The organism is Ruegeria sp. S84 (assembly GCF_056583445.1).
The window spans coordinates 2,140,370-2,165,419 of sequence record NZ_CM152618.1 but is presented as its reverse complement, the minus strand read 5'-3'; the positions used below and the strand labels follow the sequence as shown (position 1 = coordinate 2,165,419).

Genomic DNA, 25,050 nt, shown 5'->3' with positions numbered 1-25,050 from the left:
CATGAAACTGAACTCTGCAGACAGCCGCCTTGCCGAAGCAATCAGAGCCCGATTGGGTGCTGACGTTTTGCGCCCGATTGCAGATCGTTACCTTGAAGAGCCGCGTCAGCGGTTTGTCGGGCAGCCCGGTTTGCTTGCCTTGCCACGCACTGTGGAAGATGTGTCGGCTCTGGTGCAATTGGCCGCAGACGCTCGGGTGCCTGTTGTCCCTTATGGCGGCGGCACCGGTCTGGTAGGAGGGCAGGTTGTTCCGGATGGTCCTGTCCCTTTGATCGTTTCCCTGGAACGGATGACGGCGATACGCGCGACTTACCCCACCGAGAACATACTTGTGGCCGAGGCCGGTGCCATCCTGGCCGACGTTCAGACCGCCGCTGAAGACGCGGACCGTCTATTTCCCCTGTCGCTGGCTGCGCAGGGTTCTTGCCGGATTGGCGGCAATCTGGCCACCAATGCGGGTGGCGTGAATGTGCTGCGCTATGGCAATGCACGCGATCTGTGCCTGGGGCTTGAAGTGGTATTGCCCAGTGGTGAGATCTGGCACGGGCTTAGCCGGTTGCGTAAGGACAACACCGGTTATGATTTGCGCAACCTGATGATCGGGTCCGAAGGGACACTTGGCATCATCACCGCGGCAGCGTTGAAGCTGTTCCCGCGACCCAGGGGCGTTGGAACCGCAATGTTTCAGGTCTCCTCACCCGAGGCTGCCATTGATCTGTTGTCAGTGGCGCGGGATCAAGTGGGAGAAGCGGTCAGTACGTTTGAGTTGATCCATGGGCAGGGCCTCGAATTCCTGACCGAGGTTTTGCCCGACGTGCGGCAACCCTTTGCGGCAACACCGGAATGGAGTGTGTTGATCGAGCTGGGCTTGTCGGTCGGCCAAGACCCTTCGGACATGCTTGAGGCGATTTATGTCGCCGCTGATGAGCGCGATCTGGTCCGCGATGCGGTCATCGCGCAGAGCGAAGCACAGCGGTCCGAACTCTGGGCCGTGCGCGAGCGCATCCCCGAGGCCAACCGGCTGATCGGATCAGTTTCCAGCCATGATATCTCGGTCCCGATTTCCCGCATTCCAGAGTTCATTCGGCGCGGTGCGGATGTGGTGGCCGGGCAGGGGCCGTTTCGCGTAAACTGCTTTGGCCATCTGGGCGACGGTAATCTGCACTACAACGTATTTCCACCTGCCGGGCAGGACAAGGCGGAGTTTGTCGCACAGCGGGGCGCGGTCAAACGCGCGGTACATGATCTGGTTCATGAATTTGGTGGATCGGTCAGCGCCGAACACGGTGTCGGTCGGCTCAAGACAGATGATCTGGAACGCTATGGCGATCCGGTCAAGTTGCAGGCCATGAGGGCGATCAAAGCAGCGCTTGATCCTCAGGGGATTATGAACCCCGGGGCGGTTCTGGCCTAATAGACGCGCCCCGGACGTATACCGGGGCGCTGCGGTTCTTTACGACGCGGGCAGAATGACCTTGTCGATCACATGGATCACGCCGTTCTCGGCTTCGATATCGGCTTGCACAACGTTGGCATCATTCACCATGACGCCATTGTCGAGATCGATGGTGATATCTCCGCCCTGCACGGTGGCGGCGGTCATGTCATCGGACAGATCACCCGACATCACTTTGCCCGGGACAACGTGATAGGTCAGCACTGCGACCAACTGGTCCTTGTTTTCGGGCTTCAGAAGATTTTCGACCGTGCCCTCGGGCAGCGCTGCAAAAGCCTCATCCGTTGGGGCGAAAACGGTGAACGGCCCTTCGCCTTTCAGCGTTTCAACCAGTTCGGCGGCCTGAACGGCAGCGACGAGCGTTTCAAAACTGCCCGCGCCCACCGCAGTATCGACGATATCCTTGGCGTGCCCATCTGCCAAAGCAGAGGTGGTCAACAGAAAACTGGCAACTCCAGCAACAGCGAATTTGCGCAACATGACATGATTTCCCTTGTTGAGAATGCCTTAGGTGGCATCATTCGGGGTACGCAGTCAGGTCGCGACAAGATCACAGAATCCAGAGGCAACTGTTTCTTGAATGTGACCCCAATCGCGCTAAGCCTGCGGCGCACGCGATTTCCAGTCACGAGTTTGTGAAGTTTGTGGAGATCAGAGCCCTTCGAACTCGCACAGAACGTGCACGTCCATGCCCAAATCTTCCAGCGCTTTGCGACCACCCAATTCGGGCAGATCGATGATGAACGCGCATGAGATGATCTCGCCGCCCAGCCGTTCGATCAGCTTGATCCCCGCGGCGGCGGTGCCTCCGGTAGCCAGAAGATCATCAACGACCAGGATCTTCTCACCCGGCTGGATGGCGTCATCGTGAATTTCGACGATCGCCTCGCCATATTCCAGCTTGTAGTCCTGGCTGATCGTGGTGCCGGGCAGTTTGCCCTTTTTGCGGATCGGCACGAATCCAACGCTCAGCTGGTGGGCAATCGCACCGCCCAGAATAAAGCCGCGCGCCTCAAGGCCCACAACTTTGTCGATTCGCTCACCGGCGTAAGGGTGCAACATCTGGTCGATTGCCATGCGGAACCCACGCGGGTCGGCAAACAGGGTGGTGACATCGCGGAACATGATCCCTTCATGCGGGAAATCGACGATGGTCCGAATGTAATCCTTGACCGTTTTGTTTCTGGACATGGGCCACCCCTTTGGCATCAAACACGCGCGGGGTATTTCGCCCATAAGGTGCGGTCATGCAAGAGAACTCTGGCCCCTGCGGCTACTTGCTGCGGCCGCGCATGGCGTTAGGCAGGCCGTAGTAGCGATACAGCGCGTTCGGAAGCCAGGACAGGTGCGGCTTGCGCCAGTTGCGTTGATCCCGAAGAAGAATGGCTTGCGCGACATGAAGGTTCATTGCTTTAATCTCACTTTTGCTGTTATGTGCGCGATATCTACATTTTATATTCTATGTATATACAATGCATCGCGCTTAGAATCAAGGGCAGGACGGGGACTGGACGTGTGACCAAGAAAGATGGAAAGAAATCTACCAAGAAAAACAGTCAGTTGATTTTGCGTCTCGACAAGGATGAGCGCGATGCATTCGTCGAGTTGTGCAGGGATCTGGACACCTCCGCCGCCCGCGAAATTCGCCGGTTTATCCGGGGGTTCATGAAGGAAAACGCTGAAAACTGAAATCACGCCGGGCGGCGCAGAACCGCTGTGGCGATGCCCATTCCGATCAGGGTCAACCCTCCGAACCGGGTCATGGTCGTGATGACATTCGCGCGTCCGATCATCCGGCGCAGCTTGTCCGCCAGCAGCGCGTAGGCCAGCGCGTTCAACCCCGCGAGACCCACAAATGTTGCGATCAGGATCGCGAATTGCGGACCCAAAGGCTCGGCTGGACGCAAGAATTGCGGTACGAAAGCGATGAAGAAGGCAATGGATTTCGGGTTCAGCGCGGTGACTGCAGCGGCATGGCCAAAAACACTGCGGGCGGTCACGTCACGTTCGGTTTCAATTGCTTGCAGCCCGCCCGACGGTGCGCTGCGCAGGAGTTTTACACCCAGCCAGACCAGATAGGCTGCCCCAACCCATTTCAGCACGGTAAACAGTGTGGCAGAGGCCAGCACCAGCGCCCCCAGCCCCAGCAGCGACGCGGTCATCGCCACCAAATCCCCCAATGCGACCCCAGTGGCCGAGGCAACCGCCACACTGCGTCCTTTCGACAGCGCATAGCTAAGCACCAGCAACACGGTCGGGCCTGGGATCAGCAGCAGCGCAGTCGAAGCGGCCACAAAGGCCAGCCAGATTTCAATGGACATGGAGTATCCTATTAGAGTGTTTCCCACACCAAGCCTTGGCACGACGTATTGGTCAAGGCTTTGCGGGCACATTCTCGTGGTGAAACACCGGCTCCAACGGGTTGGCGTTCGGATTTGCGAAGCCGGGGTCGCCTAAATACCGAGGACATGGGGCAGGGAATTCAGGCGTGCAATGCGATCTGGGATTGCCGCAACAGGTTTAAGATTGGATGAAGCTTGGCTTATGCATCTTGAAACGCCTCCAATGTACCCCACTCTCGCAATGCGACCCAAAGGAGGGAGCCATGGTTCAAACCCAACACGCTGAGGCCGATACTGGCCGCGCCAGATCCGGTGTCGAGCGCCTCAAAAGCATCTTGGTAGGACTGCTGTTGGCCGGGGCGATCTTGTATGCGGGCGTCCTCGGATACATGTTTTTCAACCAGCAATCTCTGCTGTACAAACCCGAAGGTACGTTACCGGATCCGGCTTCGGTGGGGTTGTCGGATGTTGATGCGCTGTCGCTGACAATGGCTGATGGTACTGCCCTGACGGTCTGGGCTGCACCCGCTGCAATCCCGGATGCACCGACCGTCCTATTCTTCCACGGCCAAAGCGGCAATCTGGGGGACCGTGCTGAACGGCTGCGCGAAATCCTCAACTCGGGCTACGGGCTGCTTGCCCCCAGCTATCGCGGCTTTCCGGGCAGCGAAGGCGAGCCCTCGGAACTGGCGCTGATCTCTGATGGAGTTCAGCTCTATGACAGGCTGGCGGGTCAGGGCGAAGCTGTGGTGCTGCACGGTCAGAGCCTCGGCACCGGCATTGCTGCCGCTGTGGCAGCCGAGCGTCCCGATGCAGAACTTCTGGTGCTTGAGGCCCCGTTCACTGCAACCGTTGATGTCGCGGCGGAACGCTATCCTTTCCTGCCGGTCTCAGCCTTGATGAGGGATCAGTTCGCCACACGTGATCTTATCGAACAGATCTCGGTGCCGACGTTGATTTTTCACGGCATCGAGGATGAAACTATTCCACTGCATCACGGAAAAGCTCTGGCCGAGATGTCCGATACCGCGCAGATTTACGTGATCCCCGACGGTACCCACAACGATTTGTGGTCGCATGGCCTATGGGACGAGGTGCAAAAGAACCTGTCTCAGAACTGAGTTCATAACACCCGCCCAGCCACAGCATCCAGCTTGGCCAACAATTCCGGATCGCGCTTTTCAGGCGCGGTCAGGATGGCATACTCCAGCGCCCGGTCGCAGCCATGCGGGCAGGGCGCACGGTCGGTCCCCAGCAGAGTGGGTAGACCTTTGACCAATGCCCGGCCTTTTTCCGCATTACCGGTCAGCGTGGCGATGATGGCGGCCACGTCGACTTCACCGTGATCAGGGTGCCAGCTGTCATAGTCGGTGACCATGGCAATTGAGGCATAACAAAGCTCGGCCTCGCGGGCGAGTTTCGCTTCGGGCATGTTGGTCATGCCGATCACGTCGCACCCCCATTGTTCGCGATATAATTTGGATTCCGCCAATGACGAGAATTGCGGTCCTTCCATCGCCAGATAGGTTCCACCTCGGTGGATGGTGATACCAGCCGTCTTGCCAGCAGTCTCACAAGCGTCCGACAGGCGCGGGCAGGTCGGATGCGCAACACTGACATGGGCGACGCAGCCAGTCCCGAAAAAGCTCTTTTCACGGGCAAATGTTCGATCGATGAACTGATCCACGATCACGAAATCACCCGGCGCCATATGTTCGCGGAACGACCCGCAGGCCGAGACTGAGATTACATCCGTTACGCCAAGCCGTTTCAACGCGTCGATATTGGCGCGATAGGGCACCTCGGTCGGCGAGTGCACATGTCCGCGACCGTGACGCGGCAAGAAGGCCATTTCGACCCCATCCAGCGACCCGGTCAGGATCTGATCCGACGGATCGCCCCATGGCGTTTCTACTGTGACCCACTCGGCATTCTCCAGACCATCGATGTCATAAATGCCCGATCCTCCAATGACGGCGATTATTGTTTGGGTCACGAGTGCTCTCCATTGAAAATTCCTGCTGTGTGAGTTCTGCGGGCCACAGCTTCATTTGACAAGTGGGTTCAACGGTTTGTGTGTGCTTGGGTCAAGCTATGCGCAGGGCGCATATCAGGGTCCCGCCTGGCGCGGTATCTCAAGACCGGTTTGACCGCTAGAAGGCCCCTTTCGCGCGAACAAAACCGACCAACAGGACCGATCCATGCCCCGAGCCATGCTGGCAAGCTTTGCCAATCGTATAGCCAAACCCGATCTGCGCTGGGTTCCGGATGAGGGGCTGACTGTCTCGCGCCTGCGGATCGAGTTGCTGTCCGGTCTCACCGTCGCCTTGGCGCTGGTCCCCGAAGCCGTGGCCTTTGCCTTTGTCGCCGGGGTGCACCCTCTGGTCGGGCTTTATGCCGCATTCCTGGTTGGTCTGATCACTGCGTTGATCGGTGGTCGCCCCGGCATGATCTCGGGCGCAACCGGGGCGCTTGCGGTTGTCATGGTCGCATTGGTTGCGCAGCACGGGGTCGAATACCTGTTCGCTGCAGTGGTGCTGATGGGGATTATGCAGATTATCGCAGGAGCGATGCATTGGGGCCGGTTCATCCGTCTTGTGCCGCACCCGGTGATGCTGGGCTTTGTGAACGGCCTGGCGATTGTGATCTTTCTGGCGCAGCTGGGGCAATTCAAAGTGCCCGGAACCATGGAAAATACCGGCCACGGCATGGGCGGTGGCGAGTGGCTCTCAGGCCTACAGCTCTACACAATGCTGGGTCTGGTTGCTCTGACCATGGCTGTGATCTGGATCATGCCCCGCATCACCCGCGTCATCCCAGCGCCTCTGGCCGGGATTTTTGTTGTCGCTGCTTTGGTCATTGGCATTGGGCTGGACGTCCCGCGTGTCGGTGATCTGGCTTCGATCGAAGGCGGCCTGCCCAGCTTCCATATACCTATGGTGCCGCTGAACTGGGAGACCTTTGAAATCATCCTGCCCTATGCCCTGATCCTTGCCGCAATCGGTCTGATTGAATCCCTGCTGACGCTGAACCTTGTGGGTGAGATCACCGGCAAGCGCGGTGGTGCCTCGCAGGAATGTATCGCGCAAGGCACAGCGAACGTAGTCACCGGTTTCTTTGGTGGTATGGGCGGTTGTGCGATGATCGGTCAGTCGATGATCAACGTGAAGTCAGGCGGGCGCACGCGTATCGCAGGTATCGCTGCAGCGCTATTTCTGTTGCTCTTTATCCTGGTGGGTTCGCCTCTGATCGAGCAGATTCCACTGGCCGCACTTGTCGGTGTGATGTTCATGGTGGTGATCGGAACCTTCGCCTGGAATTCGCTGAAGATCATGCGCAAGGTGCCTTTGATGGATGCGTTCGTGATCGTACTGGTGACAGTCGTCACCGTGATGGAAGACCTTGCGGTGGCTGTTGTGGTCGGTGTGATTGTCTCTGCCCTGGCTTATGCATGGAATAACGCCAAACGCATCCACGCGGTTACGCGCGACTCGGAAACGGAAGAAGGGGCGAAGGTCTATGAAATTCAGGGCCCGCTGTTCTTTGGCTCGTCCGAGGGCTTCGTGGAGCTGTTCGACGTAACGAACGACCCCGAGACCGTCATCATCGACTTTGCAGCCAGCCGTGTGGTGGACCAATCCGCGCTGCAGGCTATCGAAAACATCGCCGCCAAATACGAAGCGGCTGGCAAACGCGTCATGCTGCGGCACCTGAGCCGTGACTGTCATACACTGCTGAACAAGGCCGGCCATCTGATGGTCGACAGCGATGATGACCCGGATTACGAACTGGCTGTGGATTATTCGGTCCGCACCGGTATTCTGGGCGGGCACTGAATACGCGAAAGGGCGGCCGGATTGGCCGCCTTATATCTCAGAAGCAATGCGCTCCAACGCATCGATATTGCCTGAAAGCAAGGCATCTTCGGCCCGAGTGATTGTTTCTGCGGGCCAATCCCACCATCGCAAGTCTTGCAGCCTTTCAATCACATCGCGATCAAAACGATAGCGCCGGACTTTTGCCGGATTTCCGGTAACGACTGCATAGAGTGGAACCTGACCCCGCACGACCGAGCCTGCGCCAACAATCGCGCCATTTCCGATCTGCGCTCCGGGTAAAATCAAAGCTCCGTAACCGATCCAGACATCGTGCCCGATAACGGTATCACGTGTATCAGGCTGGTAGCCTGACATGCGATCCGGATCGAAGATTGGAAATGGAAAGCAGGTCAAGCCATCGGTCGCGTGATTTGCGGAGGCAGTGATAAACCTTACTCCATGAGCGATTTGGCAGAACTTGCCCAGCATCAGCTTTTCTTCTGAAAAGGGAAACAGATACGGTGCAAGCCGCTGCGCCCAGTCCTTCGGCGCATCGAAATCCGAAGCATAAGTGTAAGCTCCGGCCTCAAAGCGGGGATGATCGATGGCCTGAGACAGAAACACTGTTCCGTTGTGGCTAGAGCCGTCGGGCAGAACAATCGGATATCTGCGTGTAGGATCAGGCAGTGGCATTAGTCATCCGGGCGTGAAAGGCTGAACAATTCTGTCACCACAGAATAGTCCCGATAACCCAACCGCGCGAGCGGGTTGAATGAGGTCACGTCAAATTTGCCGTCACGGATGTGGTCATCGTGCAGGTGCACACCAGTGACCTCTCCGAACACCACCCGATTGGACTCACCCGGCAGAGTTACGATCTGGGTAAGTTTGCATTCCAGCGCTGCGGGCGCTCCCTCGACCAGAGAGCAATTTATGGTTTCGCATTCAACTGGTGTTAGCCCAGCATGAGCGAACTCGTCGACGTGCTTTTCCAAACCCTCTGAGCTGGCATTCATTGCGTCGCGATGCGCATGGGCCACCACGTTGACGCAGAATACCTTCGTGGCCTCGATGTTGGCGATGCTGTCCTTGCCGCCATCCTGATCGTGTTTGGAGCCGGTTGAGGCGAACATCACCTGAGGCGGTGTATAAGCGACACCATTGAAGAAGGAATACGGGGCCAGGTTGTTGATCCCGTCAGCATCGCGCGTCGAAATCCAGCCGATCGGGCGTGGGGTTATGATGGCGTTGAAGGGGTTGTGCGGCAGGCCGTGGCCGTCTTCGGGGCGATAGAACATATGGACTCCAAGCGTTTGCCCAAGGCCTATCGAAGTGCTAGGGCGATTTCCAGCAAGGATAAGAGGGCGCGCGTGCAGCAATTCAAGATCAGGCCGGAAGAGCCGGAAGACTGGTGGGAGGTCGAAGCGCTCTATGACCTGTGCTTTGCTCCGGGGCGCGAGGCGTTGTCGTCTTATCGTCTGCGTGATGACGTGCCGCCTGTCGCTGGCCTGTCGCAGGTCGCGCGCGATGGGCAGGGCATTCTGGCTGGTGCAATCCGGTTTTGGCCCGTGCATGTGGGTGAACATGACGCGCTGCTGCTAGGTCCAGTGGCGGTCCACCCGACCCATCAAGGCGAAGGGTTGGGCGGATATCTGATCCATCAGGGGGTAGAGGCCGGGCGCGCCAAAGGGTGGGATCGCGTCATGCTTGTGGGCGATGCGCCCTATTATGCCCGGTTCGGGTTCACGCCGCTGACGGGTGTCGAAATGCCCCCGCCCACCAACCCTGATCGCATACTGGGTTTGGAATTGACCCCCGGAGTTTGGTCCGAAATTCAGGGGCTTGTTAGTCGCTGGACCCGTTGACCCATTGAAAACCCGCTGCAAAGTCCCGATGTTTTCAGGACAGGAGGGCACAGATGCAGGACGTGGTTCTTGTCGAAAAACTCGATCCCGAGGCCGAGCTTGATCGGCTTGCGCAGCTGTACGGTGCGGCAGGTGGCGCAGGAGTGAATCTGCTGAACAAGCTTGGTGGTTCGGCGGAATCCATATTGGATCAGTTACCTAAGCCGGTGCGAGAAGGTCTGACCGAAGCAACCGAACAGGCGCTTTGGCTTGCCATGCATGCGGCCGAAGGCTCTCGGCGTGCCGTGCCTGACCAGAAACCATGGGTCAACACAGCCTTGACCACTGCCATGGGCGCAGCCGGAGGTCTGGGTGGAGTGTCCACAGCACTTGTCGAGCTGCCCGCGACAACCGCCATGATGCTGCGCGCGATCCAAGGCGCAGCGATGCGGGAAGGATTTGATCCGACCGCCGAGAACGTGAAATTCGACTCGATCCGAGTGTTGTCAGCCGCAGGTCCTTTGGCCGAGGATGACGGGGCTGATCTGGGCTTTTTCTCAATGCGCATGACCCTGACCGGACCGACTATGCAACGCCTCATTGCGATGGTGGCGCCGCGCCTGTCCGTAGTGCTGGGCCAGAAGCTGGCGGCGCAGTCTGTACCGTTGCTTGGGGCGCTTGCTGGGGGCGGTACAAATTTTGTCTATACCCGCTACTACCAGCAGATCGCGCATGTGCATTTTGGGCTGCGTCGATTGGCGATTGATGCCGACATCCCTCATGACGAGCTGGTGCGGCGTTTGTCGGGGCGGATGGCTCTGAACAAGGGGGCTTTCCCGTAAAGCTTGGCAGACTCTGCCGGATATGATAAATATCACTTTATAAACCGCAACATAAGCGGAGCGAGCAGTGGATATGAACCGTGTTTGACGGGCGCAGTAGTGGTGCGATTGCCGGGCTTTCGGCAGAAAACCTCTCCCTTTCCGGGGCGCTGCCTGTTTATGCTCAATCCGCTGCGCTTTGCTATCGGACCAATGATGGCCTGCCAGAGATTTTGTTGATCACAACGCGCAGGGCGCGGCGCTGGATCATCCCGAAGGGGTGGTTGATCAACGGGCTGACCCCGTCTGAAACAGCCGCCCGCGAGGCCTGGGAAGAGGCTGGTGTTTTGGGGCAGTGCGGAAGCGAAAGCCTTGGTCGGTTTGCCTATATCAAGAACCGGCCTGGCAAGCCATCGGCGCTGTGTCTGGTTGATGTGTTTCCGCTGCATGTGCAGCGATCCGAGGCGCAGTTTCCCGAAGCGGGTGAGCGCAGGCGCAAATGGGTTTCGCCCAAAAAGGCGTCATCGAAAGTGGCGTCGCCTGATCTCGCCGCGCTTTTGGGTGGATTCGGGCTGCACCGGCAGTAGCGCGACAAGATCAAGACTTGATATTGCCATGTTGGTCGGTATCTATTCGCCAACCGGATTTTGGATGTGATATGATTCAATACGCATTGAAATGCAGCAATGACCACAGCTTTGACAGTTGGTTTCAATCCGCAGCCGCCTTTGACAAACTGTCAGCGGCCGGGTTGGTAACCTGCGCGGTATGCGGCTGCGACAAGGTGGAAAAGGCGGTGATGACACCGCGTGTCCGGCCTGCGCGCAAGGCGGTGACCGAGGTTGCACCAGCGCAGCCTTCTGCGGATGAGATCAGCATGGCAACACCTTCGTCCGAGATCGCTGAGGTCCTCAGCGAACTGCGTCGAAAGGTCGAGGAAAACTCGGACTATGTGGGCAAGGATTTCGCCAAAGAAGCCCGCAAAATCCATCTGGGGGATGCGCCCGAGCGCGCGATCTATGGTGAGGCCAAGCCCGAAGAGGCGCAATCGCTGATTGAAGACGGCGTGCCGGTCGCACCGTTGCCGTTTGTTCCTAGCCGCAAAACCAACTGACCCATGCACATCGTTGTTACGGGCGCGAACCGAGGGATCGGGAAAACCATTGCGGATCAGTATCGTGCAGAAGGTCATGAAGTGACCGGAACTGCCCGGGACGGTAGCGCAGATATCGTGCTGGATGTCACGGACCCAGAACAGCACGCTGCGATGGCCGAGCAACTGCGAGGCCGCCAGATTGACCTGCTGATCTGCAATGCGGGCGTTTATCTGGACAAAGGACACGACATTAGTGGCTATCCCGCCGAGATGTGGGCGCAAAGCTTCGCCGCCAACGTGACAGGCGTGTTTCTTACCATCCAGTCCTTGTTGCCGAACCTGCGAACCGCGCGGGGCCGGATCGCCATCGTTTCGTCTCAGATGGCGTCACATACGCGCGCGCCGGGTGGCAGCTATATCTACCGTGCGTCAAAGGCGGCGGCGCTGAATTTGGGCCGCAACCTGGCGACTGACCTACAGGCGGATGGCATTGCGGTGGGAATCTACCATCCGGGCTGGGTGCAGACGGACATGGGCGGAGCTGCGGCAGAGATCACGGTCGATCAGGCGGCAAACGGCTTGATCGAGCGATTTGCGGCTCTCTCGCTCGATACTACCGGTTGTTTTGAAACCTGGGATGGTCGGGCGCACCCTTACTGAGAGTTCAGGGCCGCCTTGGGGATTTCGTAGACTTCACCGGGATCAATGAAGATCACCATGATATCACCGCGTGTCTCATAGGTCAGTTTCGATGTCGAACTGCTGGAATCCGGCACGCCTTTGGTGAAGTAAATCCGCCGAACCTCGCCAGTGTTCAACTGAACCGCCAACGTCGCCGTTCCATCTTCGCGCTTCCGCAATTCGGCCGGACAACTGGCCAGTGTATCACCTGCCAATGCAGCGCATGGAACGGTGCCTAATGAGTTCTCGCCATCCGTACCCGATAGGGTGGCCACTTGGGCATTTGCGGCAGTCGAAACCAGGCTTAGGGCAAGGGCAAAGCGGAACATTGAAATCCTCGTGGAATAAGACTTTGACCGAACGCTGACACCACGCACGACCAAAGTAAAGCACTGCGGTGCAGACTTTGCCCACTTGCCCTTGCGCCCCCCTCGCATAAGAGGCACGGGATCAGAAATTCAAGGCGCGGAGACACTAGCCCCCATGCCCGTACTCGTGATGAAATTCGGCGGCACATCGGTCGCCAATCTGGACCGGATCCGCCGTGCTGCCAAACGGGTTGGTGTCGAGGTAGCCAAAGGCTATGACGTCATCGTCATCGTTTCGGCGATGTCCGGCAAGACCAACGAGCTGGTGGGCTGGGTCGATGAAATCTCTCCGCTCTATGACGCGCGCGAATATGATGCCGTTGTCTCCTCTGGTGAAAACGTTACAGCTGGCCTGATGGCGCTGACCCTGCAGGAAATGGACATCCCGGCGCGCAGCTGGCAGGGTTGGCAGGTGCCGCTGATCACCAACGGTGCCCATTCAGCGGCCCGGATCGAAGAAATCCCGCCCGAGAATATCAACCAGAAATTCGGCGAAGGGATGCGCGTTGCGGTGGTCGCGGGCTTCCAGGGCATCAGCCCCGAAGGTCGTATCACCACGCTGGGTCGGGGCGGTTCGGACACCACCGCCGTGGCTTTTGCTGCCGCTTTCGAAGCCGAGCGCTGCGACATCTATACGGATGTGGACGGTGTCTATACGACCGACCCGCGCATCTGTGAAAAGGCGCGCAAGCTGGACAAAATCTCGTTCGAGGAAATGCTCGAACTGGCCTCGCTGGGGGCCAAAGTGCTTCAAACCCGCTCGGTCGAGCTGGCGATGCGCTACAAGGTGAAACTGCGCGTTCTTTCAAGCTTTGAGGAACAAGCCGACGAGGCCGGTACACTGGTCTGCGACGAGGAGGATATCATGGAATCCAATGTTGTGGCCGGTGTGGCCTATTCCCGCGACGAAGCCAAGATGACCGTCGTTTCGGTGGCGGACCGTCCCGGCATCGCCTCGATCATCTTTACCGCGCTCAGCGACGAGGGCGTGAACGTGGACATGATCGTCCAGAATATCTCGGACGAAGGGCGCACCGACATGACCTTCTCCTGTCCGACCAATCAGGTTTCCCGCGCCGAAAAGGCATTGCTGGCGATCAAGGATCAGGGTGAGCTGAACTACGCCGAACTGGTTGCGGATGAGGATGTTTGCAAGGTCTCAGTTGTCGGGATCGGTATGCGCTCGCAATCCGGTGTTGCGGCCAAGATGTTCAAGATTCTCTCGGATGAGGGGATTAACATCAAGGTCATTACAACCTCCGAGATTAAAATTTCCGTCCTGATCGACAGGAAATACATGGAACTTGCGGTTCAGGCACTGCATGATGCCTTTGAACTGGACAAGGCGGCCTGAGCTTTCAGCCAAGTGTCCTGTCTGAAACCGTAACGTGGGTGGGCCATGGCGGAAGGCACGGAAACAGAATCTCGCAAGTTGCTGGGACGGCTGCGCGAAGAAATGGCGAGCGAAGCCGCCGGTCAGGAACGTCTTGACCGGATCACGCACCTGATCGCCGACAGTACCGGTCGTGAAGTTTGCTCGATCTACCTGTTTCGGGATGAGGATACGCTTGAACTGTGCGCCACCGAAGGTCTGTCCCCAGAAGCGGTGCACAAGACGCGGATGCGTATGGGCGAAGGGCTGGTCGGTCGCGTCGCCAAGTCTGGCAAGGTGGTGAATACGGCGGACGCGCCCTCGGCCAAGGGCTTTCGGTACATGCCGGAAACTGGCGAGGAACGGTATTCGTCCTTTCTTGGTGTGCCGGTACAGCGTCTGGGTCAGAAACTGGGCGTGCTGGTGGTTCAGTCCCGGGACGCGCGCGAGTTTTCAGCGGACGAGGTTTATGCGCTGGAAGTTGTCGCGATGGTTCTGGCCGAAATGGCCGAACTGGGCGCGTTCGTCGGCGAAGGCGCGGCCTTGTCACCGCTGCACCAGCAATCGGTGCAACTTACCGGTGGCCCGGCGCAGGAAGGATCTGCTGAAGGCCATGTCTGGCTGCATGAACCTCGTGTTGTTGTCACCAATCCCATTGCCGAAGACCCGCATCGTGAGCGTGAGCGGCTGACCGAGGCCGTTGAAGAACTACGCGTCGGCGTCGACAAGATGCTTGAGATTTCTCAGGGCGGCGACAAAGAGCAGTTGCAGGTTTTGGAAGCCTACCGGATGTTCGCCAACTCCAAGGGTTGGATGCGCCGGATGGAGGAGGACATCGCTCTTGGTCTCAGCGCAGAGGCGGCGGTCGAGAAAGAGCAATCTCAGGCGCGGGCTCGCATGGGGCAGGTTACCGATCCGTATTTACGTGAACGGTTGGCCGATCTGGACGACCTCAGCAATCGGTTGCTGCGAATTTTGACTGGACAGGGTAACGGAAATGGGGCTGACCTGCCGCCCGATCCGATCCTAATTGCGCGAAATATCGGCCCCGGTGATCTGCTGGAATATGGCCGTTCTCTCAAAGGGATCGTGTTGGAAGAAGGCTCGGTCGGAAGCCATGCCACTATCGTGGCGCGCGCGTTGGCGATCCCACTGGTGGTGCATGTAGGCCGCATCACCACCGAAGCCCTGAACGGCGATCACATTCTGGTTGATGGCGATAGCGGTGTCGTTCATCTGCGCCCCGAAGACACCGTCGTTAGTGCGTTCCGTGACAAAATCGCGATGGAGGCCAAAGCGCAGGAGCGCTACGCCTCGATCCGTGAAACGCCCACCGTTACTCAGGATGGTGCGCGAATCAACATGGTGATGAATGCGGGTCTGATGGCCGATCTGCCCTCACTTAGCAATTCTGGTGCCGAGGGCGTGGGCCTGTTCCGCACCGAACTGCAGTTTCTGATCCGCAATCAGATGCCCAAGCGATCCGAGCTGGTGACGCAATACAAACGTGTCCTGGATGCTGCGGGAGAAAAGCGCGTGGTGTTCCGCACGCTCGATATCGGGTCAGATAAGGTTCTGCCTTATATGAAACATGTGGAAGAGCCGAACCCGGCGCTGGGCTGGCGGGCGATCCGCGTGGGTCTGGACAAGCGTGGCGTGATGCGGATGCAGTTGCAGGCGCTGATCCGCGCCGCCGATGGCCGCCCCCTGACGATCATGTTCCCGTTTGTCGCGCAGGCTGACGAATTCCGTGAGGCGCGCTGGGAGGTCAAGAAAACGATCGAGCGTGAACGGCGTCTGGGCCATGTTCTGCCTGAATCGCTCGAAGTGGGGGCGATGCTGGAAACGCCTTCACTTGCCTTTGCGCCGCAGAAGTTCTTTGACGAAGTCGGCTTTATCTCGATCGGTGGGAACGACCTGAAACAGTTTTTCTTCGCCGCCGACCGCGAAAATGAACTGGTTCGCCGTCGCTACGATACGCTGAATGTCAGCTTTCTGAGTTTCATTGAACGTATCGTTGAGAGATGCTCGATCTCGGACACACCGCTGAGCTTCTGTGGCGAAGATGCCGGTCGCCCGGTCGAGGCGCTGTGTCTCGCGGCCATGGGCATCCGTACCCTTTCGATGCGCCCCGCCTCAATCGGGCCGGTCAAAAGCCTGTTGTTGCGGTCGAACCTTCAGGATGTGCGTAAAATTATCGCCGATGCCCGCCATCGTGGGGAACAATCCGTGCGTCCGGCGGTGATGGACTGGCTGCGGACGCAGTCCTGACTGATCTTCCGCGATGCCAGCTGCAAATCCGCGCTTGATTTTTGCGCTCAGGTTTTCTATTCAGCCGATGAATGTTAGCGATAACATAGCTAATGACGCACATGCGTTTTAATCCCGGGCTGAAACCTCGCTTATGCTGGCGGGGAATTCGAAAGGAGCCTTGCAATGGTCTCACGCGTAATTCCGGTAGATCCGTTCGACCTTGTGTTGTTCGGCGCGACGGGCGATCTGGCGCAGCGTAAAATCCTGCCGGGCCTCTATCATCGCTTCGAAGTTGGCCAGATGCCTGAGGATGCGCGCATCATTGGAACCGCCCGATCCGACATGGACAGCGATGGGTTTCGTGAACAGCTGCGTGCGTCGATGCAAGAGTTTGCGCCGGGTTTCAATAAGGATACGCTTGATCGCTTTCTGTCCCGCGTCGAGTATGTTCCGGTAGATGCGCTTGGCGATGCGGGTTGGTCTGACCTAGCGAAAACGCTGCGACCGGATGTGGTACGCGCCTTCTATCTGTCAGTAGGCCCAAGCCTTTTCTCGGGCATCGCCCAACGTCTGAACGAGCACGGCCTGTCCACACCTGACAGTCGTATCGTGGTCGAGAAACCCTTTGGTCACGATCTGGCATCAGCCAAAGCGTTGAACGAAGGGCTACGGGCCTGTTTTGAAGAACATCAGATTTACCGGATCGATCATTATCTGGGCAAGGAAACCGTGCAGAACCTGATGGCGCTGCGCTTTGCCAACTCGCTTTTCGAACCGCTCTGGAACGCCACTCATGTTGATAACGTCCAGATCACCGTGGCCGAAACCGTGGGCGTCGAAGGGCGCGGTGCTTATTATGATCAGTCCGGCGCGATGCGGGACATGATCCAGAACCATCTGGTTCAATTGCTGTGCCTGACAGCGATGGAACCGCCTTCGAAATTCTCACCCAACGCGGTGCGCGATGAGAAAGTCAAAGTGATCGAAGCGCTGGAGCCGGTGGAACCCAAGGATATCGCTCGTGGTCAGTACCGCACCGAAAAAGGGGGCGATGGCTATCTGGATCACGTCGGCAACCCCGCCAGCCGTACCGAAAGCTTCATTGCGCTGAAGGCGCATATCGGCAACTGGCGCTGGGCCGGTGTCCCGTTTTATCTGCGGACCGGCAAGCGCCTGCGTGCACGTGAATCCGAGATTGCAGTGTTCTTTCGCGATCCGCCGCATACGATTTTTCCGAATGTCGGACCATTGCATGGCAACGTGCTGGTGATCCGCCTGCAACCGGACGAAGGCATCACGCTACGCACCACCATCAAGGAACCGGGGCAGGGCGGGTTCCGCCTGTCCGACGTTGCACTCGACATGAGTTTCGCTGATGCGCTGGGCGACGACGGCCAATCCCCGGATGCCTATGAACGCCTGATCATGGATGTCATCCGCGGCGACCAGACTTTGTTCATGCGTGGCGATGAGGCCGAGGCCGCATGGGCCTGGGTCGATCCCATCATTCACGGCTGGGAAGAGCGTGGCGATAAGCCCGCGAAATACGATCAGGGCAGTTCGGGGCCCGAAGAAGCATTGATGCTGATGCATCGCGATGGGCGCCGCTGGCGTCAGATCGGAGGGTAATCATGGTCAACACAGTTATATCCGACGTCACCAAACGCATCATCGACCGTAGCGCCGATCTGCGTGGCCCGCATCTTGAACGAATGGAGCAGGCCAAATCCAAGGGCCCTGCGCGCGCGCACCTGTCCTGCAGCGGGCAGGCCCACGCCTATGCCGGGGCGGGCGAAGATCAGGACTCCATGGCCACCGGCACGGCTGGCAATCTGGGGATCGTCACCGCCTATAACGATATGCTCTCGGCCCATCAGCCTTTCGAACGCTACCCGGCCCTGATCCGCGATGCGATCCGAGCAGCAGGCGGCACAGCGCAGGTTGCAGGCGGCGTGCCAGCCATGTGCGACGGCGTCACGCAAGGCGAGGCGGGGATGGAGCTCTCACTGTTCTCGCGCGATGTGATCGCGTTGGCGACCGGAGTGGCGCTAAGCCACAACACTTATGACGCCGCCGTTTTCCTGGGCGTCTGTGACAAGATCGTGCCCGGCCTAATCATCGGCGCGCAAGCCTTTGGGCATCTTCCTGCCGTCTTCCTGCCTGCAGGTCCGATGACCAGTGGCCTGCCGAATGACGAAAAGGCCAAGGTCCGCCAGAAATTCGCCGCCGGAGAGGTGGGCCGCGAAGAGCTGATGAAGGCCGAAATGGCCGCATATCACGGCCCCGGCACCTGCACCTTCTACGGAACTGCCAACACCAACCAGATGCTGATGGAATTCATGGGCCTGCACCTGCCAGGGTCCAGCTTCATCAACCCCAACACCCCCCTGCGCGATGCCCTGACCGAGGAAGGCGCGCGCCGCGCCCTGTCTCTCAGCGCGCTGGGCAATCACTACACACCGGTCTGCCAGATCCTTGATGAGCGCGCTTTCGTCAATGGCATCGTCGGCCTGATGGCCACCGGCGGTTCCACCAACCTACTGATCCACCTGATCGCCATGGCGCGTGCCGGTGGTATCGTGCTGGACTGGGAGGATTTTTCCGACATCTCCGCTGTCGTGCCTTTGGTCGCGCGCGTCTATCCCAACGGTCTGGCAGACGTGAACCACTTCCACGCTGCGGGTGGCCTGGGCTTTGCCATCGGCACGCTGCTGGAAGATGGCTTGCTGCACCCCGATACGCTGACTGTCGCGGGGCAGGGCCTGCACAACTACACCAAAGAACCCAAGCTGAAAAACGGCGAGTTGGTCTGGGAAGAGGGCGCGGGCCACAGTCTGAACGAAAAGATCGTTCGCCCGGCCAAAGACCCGTTCCAACCCACGGGCGGGCTTTCTCGCTTGACGGGCAATCTGGGCACAGGGGTCATGAAGGTGTCGGCTGTAGCACCTGAACACCAAGTGGTCGAAGCGCCCGTGCGTGTATTCCACGACCAGAACGCCGTTAAAGCCGCTTTCAAAGCCGGAGAATTCACCGATGACGTCATCGTTGTTGTTCGCTTCCAAGGGCCAAAAGCCAACGGTATGCCTGAACTTCATTCGCTGACGCCGATCCTGTCGATCCTGCAGGGCAGGGGGCAGAAGGTGGCTCTGGTCACCGATGGCCGTATGTCGGGCGCATCCGGCAAAGTGCCCGCCGCCATCCATGTCTGCCCCGAGGCGCTGGATGGTGGACCGATCGCCTATCTGCAAGACGGTGACCTGTTGCGCGTTGATGCGGTCAAGGGCGAGTTGGAAATCCTGACCCCCGGTGTTCTCGACCGCAATCCGGCCACCGCGGACCTTACGGCAAACCAACACGGCGTTGGCCGTGACCTCTTCGGCGCCTTCCGTCAGAATGTCGGCTCAGCCGACACCGGCGCCAGCATTTTCGGAGTGTAACCCAATGTCTAAAACCCAACGCACCCGCGAGATCTGCGCGCTGGCCCCGATTGTTCCAGTCCTGGTCGTCGACGACGCGGCCCATGCGCGCCCGTTGGCCGAAGCTTTGGTCGCCGGTGGCCTCCCGGCGCTTGAAGTCACCTTGCGCACTCCCGCCGCGCTCGACGCGATCCGCGCCATGGCCAACGTCCCCGGCGGTGTTGTCGGGGCGGGTACACTGGTCACACCCGAAGATGTCCGCGCTGCCAAAGAGGCTGGCGCTCAGTTTGGCGTCTCCCCCGGTGCGACCGATGCCCTGATCGCCGCCTGCGAAGCCGAAGGACTGCCCCTTCTCCCCGGTGCGGCTACTGCAAGCGAAGCCATGGCTCTGCTGGAAAAGGGCTATGACATGCTGAAATTCTTTCCCGCCGAGGCCTCAGGAGGGGCTCCCGCCCTAAAAGCCATCGGCGCACCGCTACCGCAGATCACCTTCTGCCCAACTGGTGGCGTATCGCCGTCAAATGCCCTCGATTACCTGTCGCTGCCGAATGTTGTCTGCGCCGGCGGCAGCTGGGTCGCGCCCAAGCAGATGGTTCAAAACGGTGATTGGTCCGGGATCGAAACACTTGCCCGCGAGGCCGCCAGTCTGCTGGATTGACGCCGCAGGGCAAGACGCTAGGGTAGGCCTCAATTCAAACAGGTTGCCCTCATGACAAACCAAACCTCCCTCGCGCATGGGCGCGAGTATCTGGCCATCCCCGGCCCTTCGGTCATGCCCGATACGGTGCTGCAGGCGATGCACCGTCCGTCGCCCAATATCTATGACGGCGAATTGATCGAGATGATGCCCGCGCTCACCCGAGACTTGAAACGCGTTGCCGGAACCCAGCACAACGTCGCCATCTATATCGCCAACGGCCACGGTACATGGGAGGCTGCGCTTTCCAACGTCATTGCACCCGGTGAAACCGTGCTTGCCCCGGCCTCTGGCCGATTCACCCACGGTTGGGCCGAGATGGCCGAAGGAATCGGCGCCAAGGTTGACCTGATCGATTTCGGAATGTCCACGCCCTGGGATCTTGACCGCATCGCCGAGGCCCTGCGTAACGATACCAGCCACAAGATCAAAGCGGTCCTTGCAGTCCACGTCGATACGTCCACATCGATCCGCAACGATATCCCGGCCCTGCGAGCGTTGCTCGACGACCTTGACCACCCAGCCTTGCTGATGGCTGACTGCATCGCGTCGATGGGCTGCGACCGGTTCGAGATGGATGCCTGGGGTGTCGACGTCACTGTCACGGCTTGCCAAAAGGGGCTTATGACCCCGGCGGGCACCGGCTTTGTCTTCTTCAACGACAAGGCGCAAGCCAAGCGCGCCACAATGCCCCGCGTCTCGCATTATTGGGACTGGCAGCCGCGCGCCAATCCCGATCTGTTCTATCAGTATTTCAACGGCACCGCGCCAACCCACCACCTGTATGGCCTGCGCGCGGCGCTCGACCTGATCCATGGCGAAGGGATCGAACAGGTCTGGGCCCGCCATGAACACCTGGCAACGGCCATCTGGGCCGCCTGCGAAATCTGGGCGCAAGGTGGCGCGCTGCATTTCAACGTCACCGACCCCGCCCATCGCAGCCACGCCGTCACTGCTCTGAGGTTGGCAGAGGGGCGCGGCACGCCGCTGCGCAGCTATACCGAAACCCAACTGGGTCTGACGCTGGGCATCGGTCTGGGAATGGAGGATTGGGACGGCTGCTTCCGCCTTGGCCACATGGGGCACGTAAACGCTCAAATGGTCATGGCCATGCTGGGTGGCGTCGAAACCGCTATGGCTGCGCTCGATATCCCCCGTGGTCAGGGTGCGCTCGAAGCCGCCGCCGCGACGCTGGCCGGATAAGCCCGATCCGCCTCTTCATCTGGCCGTAAATACCTTCGGGGGAAATCGCGCTTGGGCGCGATAGGGGGCAGACAGCCCCCTTTACGAGGCTCGGGCTTTTGCCAAGGCCGTGGGCAGAGCAGCTTCAAACGCCGCCATTTCCGCCTCACCTCCGCAGCTGACCCGAATGCACCGGTTCTGGGGCGCGGCAAATGGCATCCGCACGAACACGCCTTGTTCAACGAGCGTGACCAACACGGCCTTGGCAAACACCCCATCACGCCCACAATCAATCGCCACAAAGTTTGTCGCAGACGGCAAAGGCAGCAGACCATTCGACCGTGAAATCTCTTCGATGCGGTTCCGGGACCCGGCAATCCTTTGCTGCACATGCGTCAGCCAATCTTCATCTTTTAGCGCGGCCAATGCCCCTGCCTGCGCGGCTCGGTTCATGCCGAAATGGTTGCGCACTTTGTTGAAGCTCGCAATCAACTCGGGCGAGCCGATGGCGTAGCCTACCCGCGCCCCGGCCATGCCATAAACCTTGGAAAACGTTCGCATCCGGATCACACGTGAATCATCAGCAGCGACAGGTGCAGCGGTCCCCTCGGGCGCGCATTCGACATATGCCTCGTCAAGAACCACCAAACAGCCCTCTGGCAAAGCCTCCAGAGCGGACACGATATCCTCACCTGAATGCCATGTTCCCATCGGGTTGTCCGGGTTGGCCAGATAGACCAACTTGGCGTCTACCTCCGCCGCTTTGGCGAACAGTGCCGTCGGGTCCTCGTGATCGTCGTGGTAGGGGACCTTGTGCAATACCCCACCAAACCCGGCCACGTGGTAATTGAAAGTCGGATAAGCTCCATCCGAAGTCACAACTGCATCGCCGTGACCAACCAGCAGGCGCACCAGATAGCCCAGCAACCCGTCAATGCCTTCGCCAACCACGATGTTTTCAGGCGCAACCCCATGATGTACCGCCAGCGCATGGCGTAGTTCGTAATTCTCGGGATCGCCATACATCCATATCTCGCCTGCGGCCCGTTGCATTGCATCGATGGCGCGCGGGGACGGGCCAAACACGCTTTCATTCGCACCGATCCGGGCCACGAAGGGCGCGCCACGTTGGCGCTCCTGCGTTTCGGGGCCGACAAAAGGCACGGTCGCGGGCAGCGTGAGGGCAAGCGGGGTATAACGAGGACCAGTCATGGCCGCAGATAAGCGCAACCGATCAGGCGGGGCAAGCCTTGCCAGAAGTTCAAAGTAGGCTTCGGATGTGCGGTTTGCCCTGACGTCGCTGTGGCGCTGCTGGCGTCTTGCTGGCATGTTTATACAGCAAATCACGCCCCGGAGGTCCCATGTCCCGCGTATCCATCGAATACAAAGACCACATCGCACGTGTCACGCTGACCCGTGGCGACAAGATGAACGCGCTGGACGATGCGATGATCAAGGCGATCCTTTCGGCCGGTCAAGAGGTCGCCGCAGCCGACATCCGCGCGGTGGTGCTATCGGGGGAAGGCAAAAGCTTTTGCGCTGGGCTCGATATGGCCAGCTTTGCCAGCATGGCGCACACAGACCCAAGCGAATGGCTGATGACCCGCAGCCACGAAGATGCCAACGAAATGCAGGAACTTGCCTTGATCTGGCGGCGCGTCCCGGTGCCGGTGATCTGCGCTATTCAAGGCGTCGCCTATGGCGGTGGGCTACAGATTGCGCTGGGTGCTGACATCCGCATCGCGCATCCCGAAGCCAAGCTGGCAGTGATGGAGATGAAATGGGGCATTATCCCCGACATGGGCGGCATGGTTTTGCTGCCAGAGCTCGTGCGCTCGGACGTGCTGCGCCTGCTGACCTATACCGCCCGCCCTATCGGAGCGCCACAGGCGGCAGATTGGGGGCTTGTTACCAAACTGTCGGATGATCCCCTGACCGAAGCGCTGGCGCTGGCCGAGGACATCGCGGGTAAAAGCCCGTCCGCCATCCGCGCCGCCAAACGGTTGATTGATGTGGCCGAAACCCGTGACCGTGCTGATGTGCTGTTGGCCGAGTCTACCGAACAGGTCGACCTGATCGGTAAGTCGGATCAAATGGAAGTTGTCATGGCACAGATGCAGGGCCGAAAGCCCGAGTTCAAATGATCACCGCATGAATGCGCGCCGTGCATCGCGGGCCATGTTGTATCGCATCTCAAGATCAGCAATCTTTTTCATTGCTGCCCTGCGGTCCTGATTGTCAGTCAGTGCTGCAAACTCCTTGCGGGCGGCGTCGAGCTGTTTCTTGATGTCGAACTCCTCGGGCAGAACTCCGGCCTGCGCCATTATCCGATGACCCGCAGCAATGACGGGATCGCCTTGTGCCTCGCCCGAGCGGTCGGGCAACGGGGCACCTTCGCCTTCAAGACCCTGCAGTTGGCCTTCGGCCTGCGCCTTTTTGATCTGGCGTTCAATCAGTTTTCCAAGCGATCCGAACATGCACTTATTTTACCGCCTGAGGGGTTCTGATGAAAGGGCTCAGCGCACTCGGTTTGTTGCCAGATATGCGATACCCCCAGCCAACAGCCCCCAGACTGCCGCGCCCAACCCAAAAACCGTTATGCCAGAGGCTGTGATGGCCAGTGTCAAAATAGCCGCTTCGCGCTCGACAGGGACGTCCAGCGCGGCATGCATGGCATTGGCCAGGACCCCGATCAGGGCCACACCTGCCAGAGTGCCCATAAGCAGCGGGTCGGCATGGGCGGCAAAACTGGTGATCGCCACGGCAAAGATACCGAAGAGGCAGTAGAACACGCCACCCATGATTGCCGACCAATAACGCTGCGCCGGATCGGGGTGGCTTTCCTCGTTGGAACACATCGCTGCGGTGATTGCGGCCAGGCAGGTTGCGGGCGCCCCGAAAGGGGCCGAAAGCACGCTTGCGCCACCGACGGATGAAAACAACCGGCCGGGAACAGGATCAAAGCCAAAGCTGCGCATCACCGCGACGCCGGGGATATTCTGTGTCGCCATCGTGACGATAAACAGCGGTACGCCGATCCCGATGGCCGACGCGACCGAGAATGATGGCATGGTCCAGATCGGAGCCGCGATCAAACGATCCGGCATCAATTGGGCATCTCCTGCGTTCAGCGACACAATGATAGCCGCCGCGACCACAGCTGCCGGAACCGCGATCAACCGATTGAAACGGCCCGCGACAAACCACGTCAGGATCACCGGCAACGCCTGCCATGGAATCTCGACCGCCGCCTGGAAGGGCACAAGGCATAGTGGCAATAGCACACCTGCCAGCATTGCTTGCGCCAGTGTTGTGGGAATTGCTGCTGCCAATCGTCCCAGCGGCTTCCACAGCCCTGCCAGAACCGTTAATGCTCCGGCGCACAGGAACGCACCAATCGCGCCTGAAAATCCCTCGACCGGGGTGGCCGAGACAGCTAACAGAGCGGCCCCCGGGGTCGACCACGCAACGCTGATCGGCATTTTGTACCGCAGGCTGAGGACGATGGCTGCAAGCCCCATGGCAATCGCCGCACTCATCAGACCCGAGGCGGCTTCCTGCGATGAAGCTCCCATCGCGCCCAACCCCTGCAATACGATGGGAAACGAGCTGAAGAATCCGACAATGGCCACAACCAACCCGGTTGAGACTGTCTGCATCGGAGGGAAAGATCGCATCGTCAGTGCCTCGCCAGGTTGTGTCGC

At 59.3% G+C, this 25,050-nt stretch carries 27 protein-coding genes; 16 read left to right on the top strand and 11 right to left on the bottom strand.

Features of this window, described 5'->3' with window-relative positions; all coding sequences use genetic code 11:
- Nucleotide 1: 1 nt before the first annotated feature.
- Complete coding sequence (locus AC1DFB_RS10925; protein WP_480921246.1) at nt 2–1,414, top strand: FAD-binding oxidoreductase; 1,413 nt, start codon at nt 2–4, stop codon at nt 1,412–1,414.
- Nucleotides 1,415–1,453: 39 nt separating this feature from the next.
- On the opposite strand, the gene AC1DFB_RS10920 is transcribed toward AC1DFB_RS10925, so the two are convergent.
- The 3 genes from AC1DFB_RS10920 to AC1DFB_RS10910 all read right to left on the bottom strand — a co-directional run bounded on the left by AC1DFB_RS10920 (nt 1,454) and on the right by AC1DFB_RS10910 (nt 2,864).
- Nucleotides 1,454–1,936 (bottom strand): fasciclin domain-containing protein, encoded by a 483-nt coding sequence (locus AC1DFB_RS10920; RefSeq protein ID WP_170397302.1) that lies wholly within the window; start codon nt 1,934–1,936, stop codon nt 1,454–1,456.
- A 171-nt stretch (nt 1,937–2,107) separates the two neighbouring features.
- On the bottom strand, nt 2,108–2,647 hold the full coding sequence (locus tag AC1DFB_RS10915) for an adenine phosphoribosyltransferase (RefSeq protein ID WP_010441681.1): 540 nt from the start codon (nt 2,645–2,647) through the stop codon (nt 2,108–2,110).
- Between the two features lie 82 nt (nt 2,648–2,729).
- Nucleotides 2,730–2,864 carry a hypothetical protein gene (locus AC1DFB_RS10910; RefSeq protein WP_255612018.1) on the bottom strand — a complete coding sequence of 45 codons (135 nt, stop codon included), beginning with the start codon at nt 2,862–2,864 and terminating at the stop codon, nt 2,730–2,732.
- Nucleotides 2,865–2,971: 107 nt separating this feature from the next.
- Between AC1DFB_RS10910 and AC1DFB_RS10905 the strand changes: the two genes are divergently transcribed.
- On the top strand, nt 2,972–3,145 hold the full coding sequence (locus AC1DFB_RS10905) for a hypothetical protein (protein ID WP_170404284.1): 174 nt from the start codon (nt 2,972–2,974) through the stop codon (nt 3,143–3,145).
- A gap of 2 nt (nt 3,146–3,147) precedes the next feature.
- On the opposite strand, the gene AC1DFB_RS10900 is transcribed toward AC1DFB_RS10905, so the two are convergent.
- Nucleotides 3,148–3,777 (bottom strand): LysE family translocator, encoded by a 630-nt coding sequence (locus tag AC1DFB_RS10900; protein WP_170397298.1) that lies wholly within the window; start codon nt 3,775–3,777, stop codon nt 3,148–3,150.
- Between the two features lie 284 nt (nt 3,778–4,061).
- Here AC1DFB_RS10900 and AC1DFB_RS10895 point away from each other — a divergent pair, with 284 nt between their 5' ends.
- Nucleotides 4,062–4,919, top strand: coding sequence for an alpha/beta hydrolase (locus tag AC1DFB_RS10895; RefSeq protein WP_480921245.1), 858 nt, complete (start codon nt 4,062–4,064; stop codon nt 4,917–4,919).
- 2 nt (nt 4,920–4,921) lie between these two features.
- Here AC1DFB_RS10895 and AC1DFB_RS10890 read toward each other — a convergent pair whose 3' ends face one another.
- A complete protein-coding gene (locus tag AC1DFB_RS10890) occupies nt 4,922–5,794 on the bottom strand; it encodes an S-methyl-5'-thioadenosine phosphorylase (RefSeq protein ID WP_170404278.1) in 873 nt (290 codons plus the stop codon).
- 205 nt (nt 5,795–5,999) lie between these two features.
- Here AC1DFB_RS10890 and AC1DFB_RS10885 point away from each other — a divergent pair, with 205 nt between their 5' ends.
- Complete coding sequence (locus tag AC1DFB_RS10885; RefSeq protein ID WP_480921244.1) at nt 6,000–7,634, top strand: SulP family inorganic anion transporter; 1,635 nt, start codon at nt 6,000–6,002, stop codon at nt 7,632–7,634.
- A gap of 30 nt (nt 7,635–7,664) precedes the next feature.
- On the opposite strand, the gene AC1DFB_RS10880 is transcribed toward AC1DFB_RS10885, so the two are convergent.
- Both AC1DFB_RS10880 and AC1DFB_RS10875 read right to left on the bottom strand, forming a co-directional pair.
- Complete coding sequence (locus AC1DFB_RS10880; RefSeq protein ID WP_480921243.1) at nt 7,665–8,309, bottom strand: CatB-related O-acetyltransferase; 645 nt, start codon at nt 8,307–8,309, stop codon at nt 7,665–7,667.
- Nucleotides 8,309–8,914, bottom strand: a complete 606-nt coding sequence (locus AC1DFB_RS10875; RefSeq protein ID WP_480921242.1) for a flavin reductase family protein — start codon at nt 8,912–8,914, stop codon at nt 8,309–8,311. Before AC1DFB_RS10875 ends, AC1DFB_RS10880 begins: the two co-directional genes overlap by 1 nt.
- Before the next feature lie 72 nt (nt 8,915–8,986).
- Here AC1DFB_RS10875 and AC1DFB_RS10870 point away from each other — a divergent pair, with 72 nt between their 5' ends.
- The 5 genes from AC1DFB_RS10870 (at nt 8,987) to AC1DFB_RS10850 (ending at nt 12,037) form a co-directional block, all read left to right on the top strand.
- Nucleotides 8,987–9,481 carry a GNAT family N-acetyltransferase gene (locus tag AC1DFB_RS10870; protein WP_170397287.1) on the top strand — a complete coding sequence of 165 codons (495 nt, stop codon included), beginning with the start codon at nt 8,987–8,989 and terminating at the stop codon, nt 9,479–9,481.
- 53 nt (nt 9,482–9,534) lie between these two features.
- Nucleotides 9,535–10,302, top strand: coding sequence for an EcsC family protein (locus AC1DFB_RS10865; protein WP_480921241.1), 768 nt, complete (start codon nt 9,535–9,537; stop codon nt 10,300–10,302).
- An 80-nt stretch (nt 10,303–10,382) separates the two neighbouring features.
- Nucleotides 10,383–10,868, top strand: a complete 486-nt coding sequence (locus AC1DFB_RS10860; protein ID WP_480921240.1) for an NUDIX hydrolase — start codon at nt 10,383–10,385, stop codon at nt 10,866–10,868.
- 71 nt (nt 10,869–10,939) lie between these two features.
- A complete protein-coding gene (locus tag AC1DFB_RS10855; protein WP_480921239.1) occupies nt 10,940–11,395 on the top strand; it encodes a DUF1178 family protein in 456 nt (151 codons plus the stop codon).
- Between the two features lie 3 nt (nt 11,396–11,398).
- On the top strand, nt 11,399–12,037 hold the full coding sequence (locus tag AC1DFB_RS10850; RefSeq protein ID WP_480453887.1) for an SDR family NAD(P)-dependent oxidoreductase: 639 nt from the start codon (nt 11,399–11,401) through the stop codon (nt 12,035–12,037).
- On the opposite strand, the gene AC1DFB_RS10845 is transcribed toward AC1DFB_RS10850, so the two are convergent.
- Nucleotides 12,031–12,387, bottom strand: coding sequence for a hypothetical protein (locus AC1DFB_RS10845; protein WP_170397277.1), 357 nt, complete (start codon nt 12,385–12,387; stop codon nt 12,031–12,033). The two genes, AC1DFB_RS10850 and AC1DFB_RS10845, sit on opposite strands and share 7 nt — an antisense overlap.
- Nucleotides 12,388–12,541: 154 nt before the next feature.
- Here AC1DFB_RS10845 and AC1DFB_RS10840 point away from each other — a divergent pair, with 154 nt between their 5' ends.
- The 6 genes from AC1DFB_RS10840 (at nt 12,542) to AC1DFB_RS10815 (ending at nt 21,367) form a co-directional block, all read left to right on the top strand.
- Nucleotides 12,542–13,780: an aspartate kinase gene (locus AC1DFB_RS10840; protein ID WP_480705545.1), complete on the top strand. Its 1,239-nt coding sequence runs from the start codon at nt 12,542–12,544 to the stop codon at nt 13,778–13,780.
- Between the two features lie 45 nt (nt 13,781–13,825).
- Nucleotides 13,826–16,069, top strand: a complete 2,244-nt coding sequence (gene ptsP, locus AC1DFB_RS10835) for a phosphoenolpyruvate--protein phosphotransferase (RefSeq protein ID WP_170397273.1) — start codon at nt 13,826–13,828, stop codon at nt 16,067–16,069.
- A 165-nt stretch (nt 16,070–16,234) separates the two neighbouring features.
- Nucleotides 16,235–17,680 (top strand): glucose-6-phosphate dehydrogenase, encoded by a 1,446-nt coding sequence (gene zwf, locus AC1DFB_RS10830; RefSeq protein WP_170511351.1) that lies wholly within the window; start codon nt 16,235–16,237, stop codon nt 17,678–17,680.
- 2 nt (nt 17,681–17,682) lie between these two features.
- Nucleotides 17,683–19,488 carry a phosphogluconate dehydratase gene (gene edd / locus AC1DFB_RS10825; RefSeq protein WP_480921238.1) on the top strand — a complete coding sequence of 602 codons (1,806 nt, stop codon included), beginning with the start codon at nt 17,683–17,685 and terminating at the stop codon, nt 19,486–19,488.
- 4 nt (nt 19,489–19,492) lie between these two features.
- Complete coding sequence (locus AC1DFB_RS10820) at nt 19,493–20,125, top strand: bifunctional 4-hydroxy-2-oxoglutarate aldolase/2-dehydro-3-deoxy-phosphogluconate aldolase (protein ID WP_480921237.1); 633 nt, start codon at nt 19,493–19,495, stop codon at nt 20,123–20,125.
- Between the two features lie 51 nt (nt 20,126–20,176).
- A complete protein-coding gene (locus AC1DFB_RS10815; protein ID WP_480921236.1) occupies nt 20,177–21,367 on the top strand; it encodes a pyridoxal-phosphate-dependent aminotransferase family protein in 1,191 nt (396 codons plus the stop codon).
- An 81-nt stretch (nt 21,368–21,448) separates the two neighbouring features.
- Here AC1DFB_RS10815 and AC1DFB_RS10810 read toward each other — a convergent pair whose 3' ends face one another.
- Nucleotides 21,449–22,558 (bottom strand): pyridoxal phosphate-dependent aminotransferase, encoded by a 1,110-nt coding sequence (locus AC1DFB_RS10810; protein ID WP_480922607.1) that lies wholly within the window; start codon nt 22,556–22,558, stop codon nt 21,449–21,451.
- Nucleotides 22,559–22,707: 149 nt separating this feature from the next.
- Between AC1DFB_RS10810 and AC1DFB_RS10805 the strand changes: the two genes are divergently transcribed.
- The gene (locus AC1DFB_RS10805) at nt 22,708–23,490 is read left to right on the top strand and encodes a crotonase/enoyl-CoA hydratase family protein (RefSeq protein ID WP_170564757.1); all 783 of its coding nucleotides are present in this window, start codon (nt 22,708–22,710) and stop codon (nt 23,488–23,490) included.
- On the opposite strand, the gene AC1DFB_RS10800 is transcribed toward AC1DFB_RS10805, so the two are convergent.
- Both AC1DFB_RS10800 and AC1DFB_RS10795 read right to left on the bottom strand, forming a co-directional pair.
- The gene (locus AC1DFB_RS10800) at nt 23,491–23,823 is read right to left on the bottom strand and encodes a DnaJ family domain-containing protein (RefSeq protein ID WP_170404239.1); all 333 of its coding nucleotides are present in this window, start codon (nt 23,821–23,823) and stop codon (nt 23,491–23,493) included.
- 39 nt (nt 23,824–23,862) lie between these two features.
- Nucleotides 23,863–25,023 carry a benzoate/H(+) symporter BenE family transporter gene (locus AC1DFB_RS10795; protein WP_480921235.1) on the bottom strand — a complete coding sequence of 387 codons (1,161 nt, stop codon included), beginning with the start codon at nt 25,021–25,023 and terminating at the stop codon, nt 23,863–23,865.
- Between the last annotated feature and the right edge of the window lie 27 nt (nt 25,024–25,050).